This window comes from Flavobacterium sp. (genome assembly GCF_004295795.1).
In the GTDB taxonomy this organism is placed as follows: domain Bacteria; phylum Bacteroidota; class Bacteroidia; order Flavobacteriales; family Flavobacteriaceae; genus Flavobacterium.
On the sequence record NZ_SEBR01000008.1, the window covers coordinates 99,740 to 115,538 of the forward strand.

Annotated in this window: 11 protein-coding genes; 9 read left to right on the forward strand and 2 right to left on the reverse strand. The window is 46.9% G+C overall.

The window, feature by feature from the left end; translation table 11 throughout:
- The first annotated feature begins 34 nt into the window (after positions 1–34).
- Genes EOO49_RS08885 through EOO49_RS08900 form a run of 4 tightly spaced genes read left to right on the forward strand, consistent with a single transcriptional unit; the run spans position 35 to position 4,495 of the window.
- On the forward strand, positions 35–2,257 hold the full coding sequence (locus tag EOO49_RS08885; RefSeq protein ID WP_290844787.1) for a family 20 glycosylhydrolase: 2,223 nt from the start codon (positions 35–37) through the stop codon (positions 2,255–2,257).
- On the forward strand, positions 2,257–3,240 hold the full coding sequence (locus EOO49_RS08890) for an isoaspartyl peptidase/L-asparaginase family protein (RefSeq protein ID WP_290844789.1): 984 nt from the start codon (positions 2,257–2,259) through the stop codon (positions 3,238–3,240). The genes EOO49_RS08885 and EOO49_RS08890 overlap by 1 nt, the downstream gene beginning before the upstream one ends.
- Positions 3,237–3,896 (forward strand): copper homeostasis protein CutC, encoded by a 660-nt coding sequence (locus EOO49_RS08895; protein ID WP_290844790.1) that lies wholly within the window; start codon positions 3,237–3,239, stop codon positions 3,894–3,896. The genes EOO49_RS08890 and EOO49_RS08895 overlap by 4 nt, the downstream gene beginning before the upstream one ends.
- A gap of 32 nt (positions 3,897–3,928) precedes the next feature.
- Positions 3,929–4,495, forward strand: coding sequence for a hypothetical protein (locus tag EOO49_RS08900; protein WP_290844792.1), 567 nt, complete (start codon positions 3,929–3,931; stop codon positions 4,493–4,495).
- A 1-nt stretch (position 4,496) separates the two neighbouring features.
- On the opposite strand, the gene EOO49_RS08905 is transcribed toward EOO49_RS08900, so the two are convergent.
- Together EOO49_RS08905 and EOO49_RS08910 are read right to left on the reverse strand one after the other, a co-directional pair.
- Positions 4,497–5,111, reverse strand: coding sequence for a deoxynucleoside kinase (locus EOO49_RS08905; protein WP_290844794.1), 615 nt, complete (start codon positions 5,109–5,111; stop codon positions 4,497–4,499).
- Entirely contained in the window at positions 5,111–5,893 is a 783-nt protein-coding gene (locus tag EOO49_RS08910; protein ID WP_290844796.1) for a hypothetical protein, read from the reverse strand. The genes EOO49_RS08905 and EOO49_RS08910 overlap by 1 nt, the downstream gene beginning before the upstream one ends.
- 214 nt (positions 5,894–6,107) lie before the next feature.
- On the opposite strand from EOO49_RS08910, the gene EOO49_RS08915 reads away from it, so the two are divergent.
- From EOO49_RS08915 to EOO49_RS08935, 5 genes are all read left to right on the forward strand, one after another.
- On the forward strand, positions 6,108–7,022 hold the full coding sequence (locus tag EOO49_RS08915; RefSeq protein ID WP_290844798.1) for a GLPGLI family protein: 915 nt from the start codon (positions 6,108–6,110) through the stop codon (positions 7,020–7,022).
- Positions 7,023–7,090: 68 nt separating this feature from the next.
- Positions 7,091–9,814: a carboxypeptidase-like regulatory domain-containing protein gene (locus EOO49_RS08920; RefSeq protein ID WP_290844800.1), complete on the forward strand. Its 2,724-nt coding sequence runs from the start codon at positions 7,091–7,093 to the stop codon at positions 9,812–9,814.
- Between the two features lie 180 nt (positions 9,815–9,994).
- The gene (locus EOO49_RS08925; protein ID WP_290844802.1) at positions 9,995–10,606 is read left to right on the forward strand and encodes a hypothetical protein; all 612 of its coding nucleotides are present in this window, start codon (positions 9,995–9,997) and stop codon (positions 10,604–10,606) included.
- Positions 10,607–10,677: 71 nt separating this feature from the next.
- On the forward strand, positions 10,678–11,034 hold the full coding sequence (locus EOO49_RS08930) for a hypothetical protein (RefSeq protein WP_290844804.1): 357 nt from the start codon (positions 10,678–10,680) through the stop codon (positions 11,032–11,034).
- Between the two features lie 475 nt (positions 11,035–11,509).
- Positions 11,510–15,730, forward strand: coding sequence for a CotH kinase family protein (locus tag EOO49_RS08935; RefSeq protein WP_290844805.1), 4,221 nt, complete (start codon positions 11,510–11,512; stop codon positions 15,728–15,730).
- The last annotated feature ends 69 nt before the right edge of the window (positions 15,731–15,799 follow it).

Below are 15,799 nucleotides of genomic sequence, written 5' to 3' on the forward strand. Positions count from 1 at the left end.
TGATGTTTACATTTGTGGAAATACACTTGTCAAAATGCTCAGATATTTCCTCTTCGGACTTTTGTTTTCACAGACTGTTTTTGCCCAGGATTTGCCTTTGATCCCAAAACCGCAGCATCTCGAACCTTTGCCCGGAACGACCCAAATGAAGTTCGAAACCAAAAATCTGTTCGCGGATCTCGACGGACTGAACCGCTTTTTCGAGAACAAGGCCATGAATGTCTACACTTTGGGAAACAACGGCGTTCTCGAAATCGCAAAAGACAAACAGCTCAAGTCGCAGGCCTATCACCTCAGGATTTCACAAAACAATCCTATAAAAATCGAGGCTTCAGACGCCGCCGGAGCGTTTTATGCGTTGCAGACTTTGTATCAGATCGGAGAAAGTTCCAAAGATAAAGTCCTTCCGAACCTCGACATCACGGACGAGCCGAAATTCGCCTGGCGCGGCATGCACCTGGATTGTTCGCGTCACTTTTGGTCGGTGGCATTCGTCAAGAAATACATCGATTTTCTGGCAATGTACAAGATGAACAAATTCCATTGGCATCTCACCGATGACCAAGGCTGGAGAATCGAGATCAGGAAATATCCAAAACTGACCGAAATCGGATCCAAGCGCAAAGGCACGATGGCCGGCCATTACAACGAACAGCGCTGGGACGAGATTCCATACGGCGGATTTTACACACAAGAGCAAATCAAGGAAGTCGTCGCTTATGCCAAGGCGCGTCACATCACGATCGTCCCGGAGATCGAAATGCCGGGTCACGCGGTCGCGGCCTTGTCGGCTTATCCTGAATTGGCCTGCACTTCCGGACCGTTTGAGGTCGAGCGCACTTGGGGCGTTTTCGACGATGTCTTTTGTCCAAAGGAAAACACATTCCAATTTCTCGAAGACGTTTTAACCGAAGTCATGGCGTTGTTTCCGTCGGAATACATCCACATCGGCGGTGACGAATGTCCCAAAACGCGTTGGAAAACCTGCGGGCATTGCCAAAACCTGATCAAGCAAAAAGGACTGAAAGACGAACACGAACTCCAGAGTTATTTCATCCAACGCATTGAAAAATTCGTGAATTCCAAGGGTCGAAAAATCATCGGTTGGGACGAAATCCTCGAAGGCGGACTGGCTCCGAATGCGGCCGTAATGAGCTGGCGAGGCACAGAAGGCGGAGTTGCCGCGGCCAAACAAAAGCATTACGTCGTAATGACGCCCGAATCGAATCTGTATTTCGACCGTTACCAAGGCGATCCCAAAAACGAACCTCTGGGCTTCGGCGGAAACGTGACTATCGAAAAAGTCTACGGTTTCAACCCGATCCCAGATGCGCTTACGCCCGAAGAATCCAAGTACATTTTGGGCGCACAAGCCAATTTGTGGACGGAATACATCGCCACCGAAGACCACGCGGAATACATGGTTTTCCCAAGAATCGCGGCTTTGAGCGAAGTCGATTGGGGAACTTCCGACGCGGGCAATTTCGGCCAGTTCCAAAAGCGATTGGTTTCGCACCTGAAATTGCTCGACAAACTCGGGATCAACTACAGCCGCTCTATGTTCGGGCTTTCGGCCAAAGCTTCGCCTTTCGGCAGGAATCGCGTCATGCTCGAGTTCGCTTCCGCGGATAAAAATCCAGAGATCCACTATACGACTGATGGATCGGAACCGACCGAAGATTCGCGAATGTTTCCCGGAAAAATCATCGTTCCCGAAACGCAGACCGTCAAAGCGGCAAGATTCGAGAAAGGCAAAAAAGTGAGTGCGACGACGGTTCAGGATTTCCGATTCGCCAAATCCACAGGACAAAAAGTGACGCTGCTCACAAGCCCGAACGCGAAATATTCGGGAGACGGCGCCTTTACTTTGGTGAACGGGATTTTGGGCGACAAAACCAGATTCGGACGCGATTGGCTCGGATTTTCGGGCGATGACCTCGAAGCCGTGATCGATTTGTCCGACAGACAAAAAATCGAGTCCGTAACGGCGAGCTTCATGCAAAGCGCCGGAAGCTGGATCTATTATCCGACGGAAGTTGAAATCCTGGTTTCCAAAGACAACAAAGAATTCAAACCTGTGGCGAAAGTTTCGGCTGCCGACCTTGAAAAATCAGGCGGAACGATTGCGATTCCATTCAAGAACCAAAAGGCGCAATTCGTGAAAATCGTGGCCAAAAACACCAAAAAAATCCCCGATGGAAAACCCGGTTCCGGAAACGCGGCCTGGCTTTTCGCCGACGAAATCCTCGTAAACTGATGAGCGCAAGAAGAGATTTCCTAAAGAATGCAGCTTTGGCTTCGGCGGCTTTTGCAGTCAAGCCATTGCTCGACATCGACTTTCCGACTTCGGGAAAAACCCAAAAACCGATTGTGCTTTCGACTTGGAATTTCGGTCTCAAAGCGAACGAAGCCGCGTGGCAGGTGCTGAAATCGGGAGGACGCGCGCTCGACGCCGTAGAATCCGGAGTGAAAATAACCGAAGCCGATCCCGAGGAAAGAAGCGTCGGTTATGGCGGAAGACCGGATCGCGACGGCCGCGTGACTTTGGACGCTTGCATCATGGACAACTTTTCGAACATCGGTTCCGTGGCTTGTCTGGAACACATCATGCACCCGATTTCAGTCGCGAGAGCCGTCATGGAGAAAACGCCGCACGTGATGTTGGTTGGCCAAGGCGCGCTCACTTTCGCTTTGTCCCAAGGTTTCAAAAAGGAAAATCTGTTGACCGAACCATCGGAAAAAGAGTGGAAAGATTGGCTGAAAACGTCTGAATACAAGCCAAAAGTCAATATTGAAAACCACGATACCATCGGCATGATCGCTTTGGATGCGAACGGAAATTTATCGGGCGCTTGCACCACGAGCGGAATGGCCTACAAAATGCACGGACGCGTTGGAGATTCGCCAATCATTGGCGCCGGACTATATGTCGACAACGAAATTGGCGCGGCAACGGCTACAGGTCATGGCGAAGAAGTGATAAGAATCGCCGGAAGCCATCTTGTCGTAGAATTGATGCGACAGGGAAGATCGCCCGAGAAAGCGTGCAAGGAAGCTGTGATGCGAATCGTGGAAATCTCAAAAAAGCGCAACAAAAGTCTCAAGGATATTCAGGTAGGATTTATCGCTTTGAACAAAAAAGGCGAATTCGGCAGTTATTGCGTGCAAGGCGGATTCAGTTATGCAGTTCACGACGCGTCCGGAAATCGCATGGAAACGCCTCAATTCTACCTCAAATGAGTTTTCATATCGAAATAGCTTGCTTTAATGTGGCATCGGTTCGCGTCGCCCAAGAATCGGGCGCGGACAGAATCGAGTTTTGTCAGGGTTACGATTTGGGTGGAATCACGCCGGATTTCGAAAGTCTGAAAGCGATCAAACCCGAACTTCATATTCCGATTTTCGTGATGATTCGCCCACGTGGCGGTGATTTCGTTTATTCGGATGCCGAATTCGAGCAGATGAAACACGATCTCAAAAAGTTCAGGGAAATCGCCGACGGTTTTGTGTTCGGCATGCTGACTTCCGATTCGAAATTGGACATTGCACGCAATTCGGAATTGGTGAAACTGACGACGCTTCCGTGTACCTTACATCGCGCATTTGACGAAATTTCAGATTCCGAAGCCGCTTTGGAAGATGCGATTGCGTGCGGTTTCCAAAATATCCTGACATCTGGCGGAAAAGGAAATGCGATCGACAATCTCGAAAACCTCACCGAACTCGTCCGAAAGGCAAGCGGAAGAATCACGATCATGCCCGGCGGCGGCGTACGTTCATCAAATATCGAAAAACTTTCGCATACGACTGCTTTGTGGTTTCACTCGGCGGCGGTTACCGATGCGAGTCAAGACGCCAATCCCGACGAAATCGAAAAAATCAAGACGGCAAATTGAATCTTTATCTAAAATCTCTCAAAAAAGTAGTAATGAAGCGACTCGCTCTTGTTTTGATGTTGGGATTAGTTGCGCTCGGTTGCAAAAGCGGTCCGTGGTTTTTACGGCCGAAAATTTACAAAACCTACGCGATGCCAATTTATCAGGATAATTCGACAACTCGGTTAAGGACTGACGGCTATTATCTTCAACAAGGCGAACTTCATCCGAATCATTCGTTTCGGGCGTATCTGATCTTTACCGACAAAGGATATGTAATTTCGGGAAATATAATCGATGATAATATAGAGCAACGAATTAAAGAGGAATTTGCGGATCGCGAAACGTACAAAACCTCACACGATTGGTATAGGGTTGAAAAAGATTCGCTTTTTATAGAATTTTTCGGGAATGCCGCGACAGACATGGTTTCGTCAGTATTCTACAAGACGGGAAAAATAAAATCTGCCGAAGAACTCGAAATCCGTTTTGATGACGCTCATGATTTGTTATACAACTACAAATTCGTCAAAAGCGACAAACTTCCAAACGTAAAAAACACAGCGTCGTATCTAGATAAAAAGTGGTACAACGAAAAATTACATCTTGAAAGGAAGTAAACTAAAAAAGCCCGTTCAACTCGGCATCGATGCGATTGTAAACCATTCCCAGATCTTCAGGATTGTTCACGAAATCAATGTTGTCGACGTCGATCACCACAAGTTTTCCTTTGGTGTAAGTAGAAATCCACGCTTCATAACGCTCGTTGAGTCGGCTTAGGTAATCGATCGAGATCGAGTTTTCGTAATCGCGTCCTCGCTTGTGGATCTGGGCGACGAGATTCGGGATCGAACTTCTCAGGTAAATCAGCACGTCAGGCGGAGCGACCAAAGATTCCATCAATTCGAACAAAGAGGTGTAATTGTTGAAATCGCGGTTTGTCATCAAACCCATCGCGTGCAAATTGGGTGCGAAAATGTGTGCGTCCTCGTAGATCGTTCGGTCCTGGATGATCTTTTTGCCGCTTTCGCGGATCTGCAAAATCTGTCGGAATCTCGAATTGAGGAAATAAATCTGCAAATTGAACGACCAACGCTCCATCTGATGGTAAAAATCGTCGAGGTAAGGATTGTCGACCACGTCCTCGAAATGAGGTTCCCATTTGAAATGTTTGGCCAAGAGGCGCGTCAACGTTGTTTTTCCGGCTCCGATATTTCCTGCGACGGCTATGTGCATTAGCGTAGATTTAGTTTGTGGTTGCTGATTAAGGCGGGTGTAAAAATAGCCAAATTTTGGGCGTTATACCAGAAGCCTAAAGGTGATTTTTTGCCTAAATCGACAACTTGCCCGTTATTATCGGCCAACGTGAAAAAGTACAGATTCCCGTTTTTGAGATACAGCATCGATTTGTCCGAGACGAATTGGGAATTGGGTTCGATCGGCCATTTCCCGAGGCTGGAAATCTTTCCGAAAAGATCGCACGAATAGCGGTTTCCCGAATCGTCAAGCCAATGGAAATAGTTGAAATCAGATTCGTAGTGCACGATATTTCCCTTTAGCGGTTGTGCGATATAGCGAACGGAATTCTTGAGGTAATCGTAAAGCCCGATCTGTTGGTTGATGTTGTTGTAGATCCAAAGCCTGTTTTGTGATGCATTTCCTATCGCCGTGACAGTCATCGGTTCGACAAAATCGGAAAAATTGATGCGCCTGATCTCGTTGAGTTGGTTGTCCAAAAACACGACTGCGTTGAAATCCTTATAAAACAACACGAGATTCATCGGATTGATCAGATCGGCTTTCTCGATTTTCCCAAACGAAATGTTTTTGTATTGCAGGATTTTGCCCTCTTTTTCCTTATAGAAAGTATTGTCCTTGACGTAATAGTTCGATCCGAGGTTGTCGAAACCCAGAAACCTATCGGCCGCGACGGCAATCTCAGAAGTGGAAACCGCTGCAAGTTGCGAAAAACCAGCATATTGAAACAGCAAAAAAAGTATCGGCAGGAATTTTTTCATGAGAAAACCAAGATACGATTAAACTTTCGTCCGCACCAAACGTCTAAATGATATCGGACGAATTTGCGGAATCGTCGACGAAATCGGGTTGTCTGTCGGAATATGCGCAACAGCTTGATCCTGACGACTACTTTTGTTCAAAGTTTAACAGATTCTTGGTAACAAAAAGTTCGGCAATCCGTCATCTTTGTCACTGTCAATCAAAAACTACACCATGAAAAAATTCATTTTCAGTATTGCTTCTTTCCTTGTCGGAATGTTCGCCCAAGCCCAGGATTTTCAAGGCATGGCGGTTTATGAATCCAAAACGAGCACGGCCGAATTCCAGGCCAGGATGGGTGAAAACAGAGACATTTCGCCCGAGATGAAAAAACGTATGGAAGAAGGCATGAAAGCCATGTTCGAGAAAACGTTCATCCTGAATTTCGACAAATCGGCCTCGATCTATAAAGAGGAAGAAAAACTCGAATCGCCGGGCGGACCTCAAGGCGGATTCAGCATGCGAATGGCCTCGTCAATGATGGGCGGAGGCGGAACGTATTATAAAGACGTGAAAACCAAAATGTACACGGTCGACAAAGATTTCATGGGAAAGGAATTCCTCGTGAAGGATTCGCTTCCGAAGCTGAACTGGAAAATGGAGAGTGAGACCAAGAAAATCGGCGAGTACACTTGTTATAAAGCTACGGCTGTTGTTCCGGCGAGCAAGTCGGATTTCAGGAATTTCCGTCCGAAAAGACGCGATGAGGAAAAGAAAGACGACAAAGCCAAAACCGACAAAAAGGACGAAACCCAAAAGAAAACCAACTTCATGGACGAAGTCGAAATGCCCAAAGACGTAACTGTAACCGCTTGGTATACGCCAGATATTCCGGTGAACCAAGGTCCGGAAAGTTATTGGGGTTTGCCTGGATTGATTCTCGAGATAAACGATGGAAAAACGGTAGTGCTTTGCTCGAAAGTGGTTTTGAACCCAAAGGACAAAGTGGCGATCAAGCCGGCCACGAAAGGCGATAAAGTCACCCAGAAACAATACGATGAGATCGTCGTGAAAAAAATGGAGGAATTCCGTGAAATGCGCGGTCAAGGCGGTCCGGGCCAACGCGGCGGAACGATCAGAATGAACTAAGAAACAGGCTGCCATCAATCTGAACTTTCGATTTGGGTTGATGGTTTTTTTTTATCCAGACAACAAACATGAGGAACTTTATTTTCTTCCTTTTCGGATTGGTTTCGCTTTCCGGATTTTCCCAAAACGTCCGCTTTGACGGAAACATCGTCGACAACGACGGAAAACCGCTCGAAATGGCGAACATCATGGCCGTCAACAACGCCACGAAAGCCATCGACGCTTATGCGATCACGAACGACAAAGGCAAATTCGTGCTCAACCTGAACGCAAATTCCGATTATACCGTCAAGGCGAGTTACCTAGGAATGGCGGCCAAGGAATTCAACCTCAAGACCTTGAACGAGAATATTTCCCAACAAGTCAAAATGGAAGCCGGCGGAATCGAGTTGAACGCGGTAGAGATCGTCAAGGAAATGCCGGTTTCCATCAACGGCGACACGATTTCCTATAACGCCGATTCGTTCAAGACCGGAACAGAGCGCAAACTCGAGGACGTGTTGAAAAAACTTCCGGGCGTAGAAGTCAACGCCGACGGAGAAATCGAGGTCGAAGGCAAAAAAGTCCAGAAACTCATGGTCGAAGGCAAGGATTTCTTTGATGGCGATACCAAATTGGGCGTGAAAAACATTCCGGCAGACGCGATCGACAAAGTTCAGGTCTTGCGCAACTACAACGAGGTCAGTCAACTGAAAGGCCTTGAGAACAACGAGGAAAGCGTGGCGATGAACATCAAGCTAAAATCGGGCAAAAAGAATTTCTGGTTTGGCGACATGACCGCCGGAACCGGCGTCGGACACGAGGAAAACCGCTTTTTGCTGAATCCGAAGTTGTTCTATTACAGCCCGAAATACAGCATAAACGTGATCGGAAACTTCAACAACATAGGCGAATTGCCGCTCACGATACAGGATTATTTCAAGATGACAGGCGGATTCAGGTCAATGATGAGACGCAGCGGCGCAAACTTCAACGTGTCGTCCAACGACTTGGGAATCGCAATGCTGAGAAACAACCGCGCCAAGGAAATCGACACAGATTTCGGAGCTGCGAACTTCTCGTACAATCCGACAAAATCCTGGACAATAAGTGGTTTCGGAATCCTTTCGCGTTCCAAAACCCAAATGGAAACCGATTCCCAAACCGAATACGTCGAAGAAGACATCCAGGAAAACCGCGAGGACAGATCGCGTCAAACCTCGAGTTTCGGATTGTTCAAACTGAGTTCGTCCTACAAACCGAGCACGAAATTCCAGTTCGATTACGATGCGTTGCTCAAGACTTCCAAACAGGATGAAAACGCGAGTTTGCTTCGCGAGTCTATCGTGAACGGCGTTTCGACCCTGGAAAATATCTACACGGAAAAAGAACAGGACCCGATTTCGTTCAACCAAAACCTGAGTCTATATTACACGCTAAACGAAAAGAACGTGTTCTCGTTCGAGGCGCAGCAGTTGTACCAAAACGAAGATCCTTTCTACAACGCGAATCTGGCTACGCAGCCGTTCAGTTTCGCCGACTACATTTCTGGACAATTGCGAAACGACATCAACCAACAGCGCTTCGTCAAGACCAATAAGTTCGATGCCAAAGCCGACTATTATTATATGTTGACTCCGAAATCGAACATCAATGTAACGCTCGGAAATACGTATTCTTACCAAAATTTCGATTCGCGGATCTATCAGGTTCTCGACAACGAGCAAGTCAACGACCTCGATTCTCCCGAAAACCGCAACGACGTGAATTATGCGTTCAACGATGCATTCGTCGGCGTTCATTACAAATTGCTTTTTGGGCAATTCACGTTCAATCCGGGATTTTCGGTTCACACTTTTTCGATGACGAACCAACAGAACGGAACGACTTTTTCACGGGATTTCCAGAAATTCCTGCCCGATTTTTACGTGATGTGGCAAATTAGAAAGTCTGAAACCTTGACTTACACTTACCAATTGAGCAACGATTTCACCGACATCAACCAGTTGGCCGAAGGTTACGTTTTTTCGAACTACAACAGTTTGTTTAGAGGCAACCGATACTTGGAGAACGCGACTTCGCAAGTGCACTCGTTGCGTTACTTCCGATACAATATGTTCAATTTCGAGAATATCTTCGGAAACCTTTCTTACACCAAAAGAACCGATGCGGTCAAAAACCAGGCCTTTTTCGACGGAGTGAACCAAACCAACACGCCGTTCAATTCGCGTTTCGCCGACGAAACCGCCTCGGGAATGGGAAGCTACGGACGTTCGTTCCTAAAATATTACAAAGCCCAGATAAGCGCGGCCTTGAACTGGTCGAAATTCAACAACCTCGTTCTGGTTCCGAATCCCGGCACGGGCGAACTCGATTCCCAACGCCGCACGACCGAAAGTTTCACGCAAAATTACCGCTTGAGCGCCTCGACGAATTTCCGAAAAATACCGAACCTCGAAATCGGATACAGTTTTACCGTCAACGAATTCACGGGGCAAACGTTCTACACCGACCAACCTTTCGCCAAACTCGACTATTATTTCCTGAACGCGTTTTCGTTCGTCGCCGATTACCAATTTTATCACTACTACAACAAATCAGGTACGAACGCCGTCGACAACCAATACGATTTCCTCAACGCCAGCCTGATCTACCAAAAGAAAGACAGCAAATGGGAATACAAAATCGCGGCCACGAATTTGCTGAATACGACATCTTTGAACGACAACAGTTTCGACCAGTTCCGAATCACGAATTCACAGTATTTCGTGCAGCCGCGGTATGTGATTTTGAGTTTTAAGTATAATCTTTAGGGGATGAGAAGAAGTAGATAATAGATAATAGACGGATAGATAATAGACGGATAGATAATAGACGCTTTGCGCAACTTACTCACCTTTCGCAAGTCAGCTTCCAAAAAAAAAATCTCAAAAATCTAATGGATTGTATAAATTGCGCGACAGTAAAAAACCAATTTATCACATTCAGACTTTATGAAACAATTCTTGCTTCGACTTACGTTTTCCATCGCGATTTGCACTTCCCTTTTCTCATGCGGAGAATCGACACCTACAAGACAATTCGTCTTCCTGAATTCAAACGACAAGGAACTGAATCTGGTGGTCGAGAGAGATGGCGAATATGAAGTCGATGCAAAAGTGCCGGCACACTCGAAAATCTTCGAGAACCTGAAAGCGGGAAAGGTGAAAATCATGACTTTTGACGGCGATAAGTGCATCAACTTATTTGAGAATTACGTCATAAAAAAAGACAGCGCAAACGAATATACTTGCATCGATCTCGACGGAGAAATCCAATACGCGCTCGTCAAAACGTCTTATCTGTATGACGGTACAAACAGTTTATCGCAGGCTATTTCAGATGCAAAAGGAGTAAATACAATCGAGTTTTTAGGTCCGCTTAGAAATTCAGACAAAGAATTCATAGTCGATTTCGCCCCAAAATGGCCTTTCGAGAAACTTCCGAAAAAAATCGGCGCAATGGAAGAAAGCTGGGCATTGGTTCCAATTTACTCCGCAACTGAAAACAAAGAAGAACTAAACAAGTACGTCGATTCTTATTTGCGAGGTTTAGGATCCGAATAAATCGGACGTAACCACGAGAAACATAATCAATCCGTAACTGTAAAAATCTCCTGAATACCGAATCAGAACGCATGAAAAAAAGAATTGTTTTTTGTGTAGGCGTTGCTGTATTCGGCATTTTTACCGTTGTAGTATACAACTCAAAAAGAGAGTTTTACGAAGAAAAAAGCAATTTCTACGACCTCGATTTTAACGGCCAGATCACTAAGATTACTGACGGAAGAGCAACTAAAATACATTATAATACCGAAGATTTTTTCTACACAGATTTCCTCGAAAATGGTGTCGCGGCAGAAGAAACGATCAAAATTGGAGATGTCGTCAAAAAACAAGATTCAGTACTGGAAGTTTTCCGCAATGATAAAACGATACTTTCTTTAACAGTCGAAAAGCCAGAGGAAAGCTACTTTTCATTTTTCTTCGATTGATGTTGGCGTCCGTATTTCCGATGGCTCAATTCAGACACAAACCGAAATGAGAACAACTTGCTTCAGCGGGATTTGATTCTGAAAAAACGGCGCTCGCAACACAATACCGAATTCCAAAATATCCAACTTAGTAAGATCGCCCAGTCCGATCGAAAAATTTTCCGAATCGGCCAAAAACCCAACAATTTTCCATTTGAAATCTACGGTAAACGGCACCATCCGATTCTTGATCTGCCAAATCAGCCGGAATATACGTCAAATCACATTTCGGAAAATCCCTCGAACATTGCTACCGACAAGCCTTGCAACGCGCTTGGATCGAAGTCTAAAATCTCCATCTCAATCGATTCAAGTTATAGTTGGTTCCAAAACCAGTAGTGAAAAATATTTTGCATAAGCGACTAACGATGAGCAAAATAAAATATTATATTACACAAAATTCACATTTATTTAACAACAACACAACAAAAACCGAATGACGAAAACTTTACTCACGCTTTTGCTGTCGACGTTGGCTTTTACCGCCAAGGCACAAATCGCGAAAAATCCGCAAAAGGAGACGACCACCCATACGATGGCGCTCCACACTGTCGCCGAGGAATTAGTGCAGCAACGCACCAAATATTCTCGCACTTTCAGAAACACGAACACAACCAAGACGACTGTGCAATCTTCCGTTCCGCTTCACTATTTGGGAACTGACGGAAGTTGGCACAGCATCGACTACAGTGCGAAAAAATCCGGCACGTCAATACTTTATCCCGCTCAGGAAGCTTTCGTTTCAGTAGATTCCAAAAACGGAGCGATAAAATTCAGCCAGCAAAATATCGTACTGCAAGGCGAAACTTCGTTCACATTTGTTACTTCGGATGGAAGACCAGCCCAAACGATTGATACCAAAAAATGGGAAACTTCCAATTTGACCGGAAACGAATTAAGATTCCAGAACGCATCACAACCGCTTTCAAAATCGGTGAATTTTTACGAGCAAGCTTTGAAATATGGCTACTCGATCGCCAATCAGTCGGCCTTTTCGGGTCAATTCGACAAAATGCTCGTTTCGGAAATCGTTTCGCTGCCACGCGGATTCAGCCTGCAAAACGACAGCGCTACCAATAGGATTTCAGTTTTGGACGCCAACGGAAATGAAATACTGGTTTTTCAGCAACCGATTATTTCCGACGCAAAAGTCCTGCCTCGAAGCCAGCGCAATCTGTCAATCGAAGGCCGATATAAAGTCACCAAAATCGACGAAACGCACCACAGAATCGAGATCGGGATCGACGGATCTTGGCTGCAATCGCCTAAACGCGTCTTCCCGATAACGATCGATCCGGTCGTAACGGTGAACAATTTGAATTCTATCAATTCCTGTTTTTTCCCGTCGTATCAACAGGCACCGCTTTCAGTTGCCGTTCCCGCTGGCGAAACCGTGCTTTCCTCAAATATCAGTTACGATTTCATAGCAGTCGCCGGATCTGGCGCCTGGATGAGCGATCAGCGCAGTTTCGTTTCGGGTCCGAATGGGCAAACTGCTGTTCAGATTGGGGTTGGAGACACGGCCGGAACTTACACGTACAACATCAACGACGCCACGATCGGGAATGTCGTTTCTACCGGACAAATCCAGTACACGTTCAACTTTGCGCGCGATTATGGCGGAAGCGGCTGCAACGCAACCTACGATTTCGTGAACAGACGGACCGTTTCGGTTACTTATGGCGCGATCGAATTTGGGAACGGTCCGCTTGTCATCAACGAATATTCGGCTGCGAACCGCAATTTCAACGATGGTTTCAACCGAAACGAAGATTGGGTGGAACTTTACAATTCCAGCCCGACCAGTTATTTCAACCTCGCGGGCTATTATCTGAGCAACAACGTAAATAATCCCACCAAGTGGCAAATCCAGGACGGAATCATTCCGCCCAACAGCCGTGTGCTGATTTTTTGTTCGAACCGCGGCATTTCCTCGGGCACGGTGCTACACGCAAGTTTCGATTTGACGCAAACCGATCCGGACGAGATCGTACTTTCCGATCCAAGCGGAACAATTCTCGAAAGCATCGTGATGACCGCTACGCAAACCAACCATTCCTACGGAAGAACAACAGATGGAGCAGCGACTTGGAGTGTTTTTTCGATACCGACGCCAGGCCAAAGCAACACCAACGGATTCGCCAACTACTCCACCAAACCGACGATCAGCGTTCCGGCGGGAAAATATGCGAGTTCGATCAGCGTCACTTTGGCTACCACGGGCCAAAACGAGCAAATCCGCTATACTTTGAACGGCGCCACTCCTACCGCAACCTCCGCACTTTACGCCGGCCCGATTACCATTTCGCAGTCGAGTGTTTTGCGAGCGCGGACTTTCAGCACCTCGCCTGCCATTTTGCCCGGATTTATCGAGACGAATACTTATCTGATAAACGAAACCTCGACACTTCCGACGGTTTCGGTTTCGGGAGACGCGAATTTGCTGACATTGCTTAATGGAACACAAATCGAGCCGACCGGATATTTCGAATATTTTGAGTCCGACGGCACTTTCGTGGACGAGACTATGGGCGATTTCGACAAGCACGGAAACGACTCGTGGGCCTACAACCAACGCGGAATCGACTTCATAGCGCGGGACGACCACGGCTACAAAAGACGTTTGGAACACCAATTTTTCAACACGAGCGACCGCACGAACTACAGACGTCTTATCCTCAAAGCGGCCGGAAGCGATAACTTTCCATTCCAAAGCGGAGGCGCGCACATGCGGGATGTTTTCGTCCAGAAAATATCGGAAACAGCGGGACTGGATCTCGACGAGAGACGCAGCAGCTTCGTTTCGTTGTTCGTGAACGGCCAATATTGGGGCGTTTACGATCTGCGCGAGAAAGTCGACGACAACCAATACACCGATTATTATTACGGACAGGATTACATTTTCCGCGACAGCGACCAATATATCCAATACATCAAGACTTGGGGCGCGACGAATCCTGAATTCGGAAACCAGCCGGCAATCGCTGCTTGGGACAATCTGATGACTTTTGTGCAAAGCAACGATATGGCGGTCGAAGCCAATTACGATTATGTCGATTCGCAGCTCAACATCAACAGCCTCATCGATTATTTCGTGCTGAATTCCTACATGGTCAACAAGGATTGGCTCAACTGGAATACGTCCTGGTGGCGCGGTTTGAATCCTTCGGGAGGCGCTTTGAAATGGCGTTATTCGCTTTGGGATTGCGATGGCGTCCTTGGCCATTACATCAATTACACGGGAATTCCTGACATTACCGCTGATGCCGATCCTTGTAATGCCGAGGCTTTGGACGTTGGCGTCGGTCACGCGCAGACCATCGAAAAACTCATAACGGAAAGCCCGATCGTAAGACAGCGCTACATCACGCGATATGCAGATCTGCTCAACACGCATCTGTCGTGCGAACAAGTGACACAGGTTTTCGACAGCATTGTCTCCGTCCTGACTCCGGAAATGCCAAAACAAATCCAGCGCTGGGGCGGCAATATGGCCACGTGGCAAGCCAACGTTCAGGAAGCGCGCACGTTTTTGTTGGCCAGATGTTCCCAAACCATAAACACCGGAATGGTGGAATGTTACAATGTGACCGGACCTTTCGAGACCGTTTTCGAAGTCCAGCCGGCGAATTCCGGAACGATCAAGATGAATTCCGAATGGCTGGCGCAGTACCCGTACACGGCGAACATCTTCGGAAACATTGAAACTTTGCTCAAAGCCCAAGCCAATACGGGCTACGAATTCAGCCATTGGACAGTCGATGGAACGACGATTTCGCCAAACGACACTTCGATTGACATAGTACTCGAAATTTCTCAGGCGACATCGGTCACGGCTCATTTTGTCGAGCAGACGAATGCCGAACAAGCGCTCTACTACTGGCATTTCAACAACCTCGTAACTCCGGTCGACGTCACGACGATTCCGGCCGATTACAACCAAGTTTCTGGCGCGAATCCCATGATGACTTATACCGGAAGCGGTCCGCGCGACATCGATGCGAACAATACCGGATCGATCCTCAACACACATTTCGACGAACTGTCGGGCAAATGTGCGCGCGTGAGGAATCCGTCCCAAGGCAGAACGATCCAGTTCGACTTGCCGACGACAGGATTCGAGCAGATCAAATTCGCCTACGCGATCCAACGCACGAACGAAGGCCAGCTCATGAACCACATCTCTTACAGTCTCGACGGCACGACGTTCCTCCAAACCGGATTGACGCAATCGACGTTCAACATCGGAACAGATTTCAGCCTCGTCAACCTCGATCTTTCGGCCATAAACGCAGCGAACAACAACGCCAATTTCAAGATCCGGATCGCGTTCGAGGGCAACACCACGGGCGATAACGGCAACAACAGGTTCGACAACGTCACGCTAAAAGGCACACAACAACTTTCTGTACCGCAGGCCGATGCCGCCGTGTTTAGCCTTTACCCCAATCCGTTTACCGACAAAGTGCACGTCGTTGGAAACCAACCCATAAACGAAATGTACGTATATGACGTTTTGGGCAAGAACATCTGGAAAAAAACGAACGTCGGCACGAACAATCAGACTATTGAATTGGGAGAATTGTCGGCCGGAATTTATTTCCTCAAAGTGAAATTCGAAAAAGGTTCGAAAACGTTCAAATTGATACGACAATAAACGATTCAGATTTGTTTTAAAAGAAAGCGTCCGTTTGAAAATGGGCGCTTTTCGTTTTTGGAAAATTCG

Bases quoted from the DNA above. Each gene is read 5' to 3' on its own strand.
- EOO49_RS08885 (WP_290844787.1), top strand. From the start codon at position 35: ATGCTCAGATATTTCCTCTTCGGACTTTTGTTTTCACAGACTGTTTTT.
- EOO49_RS08890 (WP_290844789.1), top strand. From the start codon at position 2,257: ATGAGCGCAAGAAGAGATTTCCTAAAGAATGCAGCTTTGGCTTCGGCG.
- EOO49_RS08895 (WP_290844790.1), top strand. From the start codon at position 3,237: ATGAGTTTTCATATCGAAATAGCTTGCTTTAATGTGGCATCGGTTCGC.
- EOO49_RS08900 (WP_290844792.1), top strand. From the start codon at position 3,929: ATGAAGCGACTCGCTCTTGTTTTGATGTTGGGATTAGTTGCGCTCGGT.
- EOO49_RS08905 (WP_290844794.1), bottom strand. From the start codon at position 5,111: ATGCACATAGCCGTCGCAGGAAATATCGGAGCCGGAAAAACAACGTTG.
- EOO49_RS08910 (WP_290844796.1), bottom strand. From the start codon at position 5,893: ATGAAAAAATTCCTGCCGATACTTTTTTTGCTGTTTCAATATGCTGGT.
- EOO49_RS08915 (WP_290844798.1), top strand. From the start codon at position 6,108: ATGAAAAAATTCATTTTCAGTATTGCTTCTTTCCTTGTCGGAATGTTC.
- EOO49_RS08920 (WP_290844800.1), top strand. From the start codon at position 7,091: ATGAGGAACTTTATTTTCTTCCTTTTCGGATTGGTTTCGCTTTCCGGA.
- EOO49_RS08925 (WP_290844802.1), top strand. From the start codon at position 9,995: ATGAAACAATTCTTGCTTCGACTTACGTTTTCCATCGCGATTTGCACT.
- EOO49_RS08930 (WP_290844804.1), top strand. From the start codon at position 10,678: ATGAAAAAAAGAATTGTTTTTTGTGTAGGCGTTGCTGTATTCGGCATT.
- EOO49_RS08935 (WP_290844805.1), top strand. From the start codon at position 11,510: ATGACGAAAACTTTACTCACGCTTTTGCTGTCGACGTTGGCTTTTACC.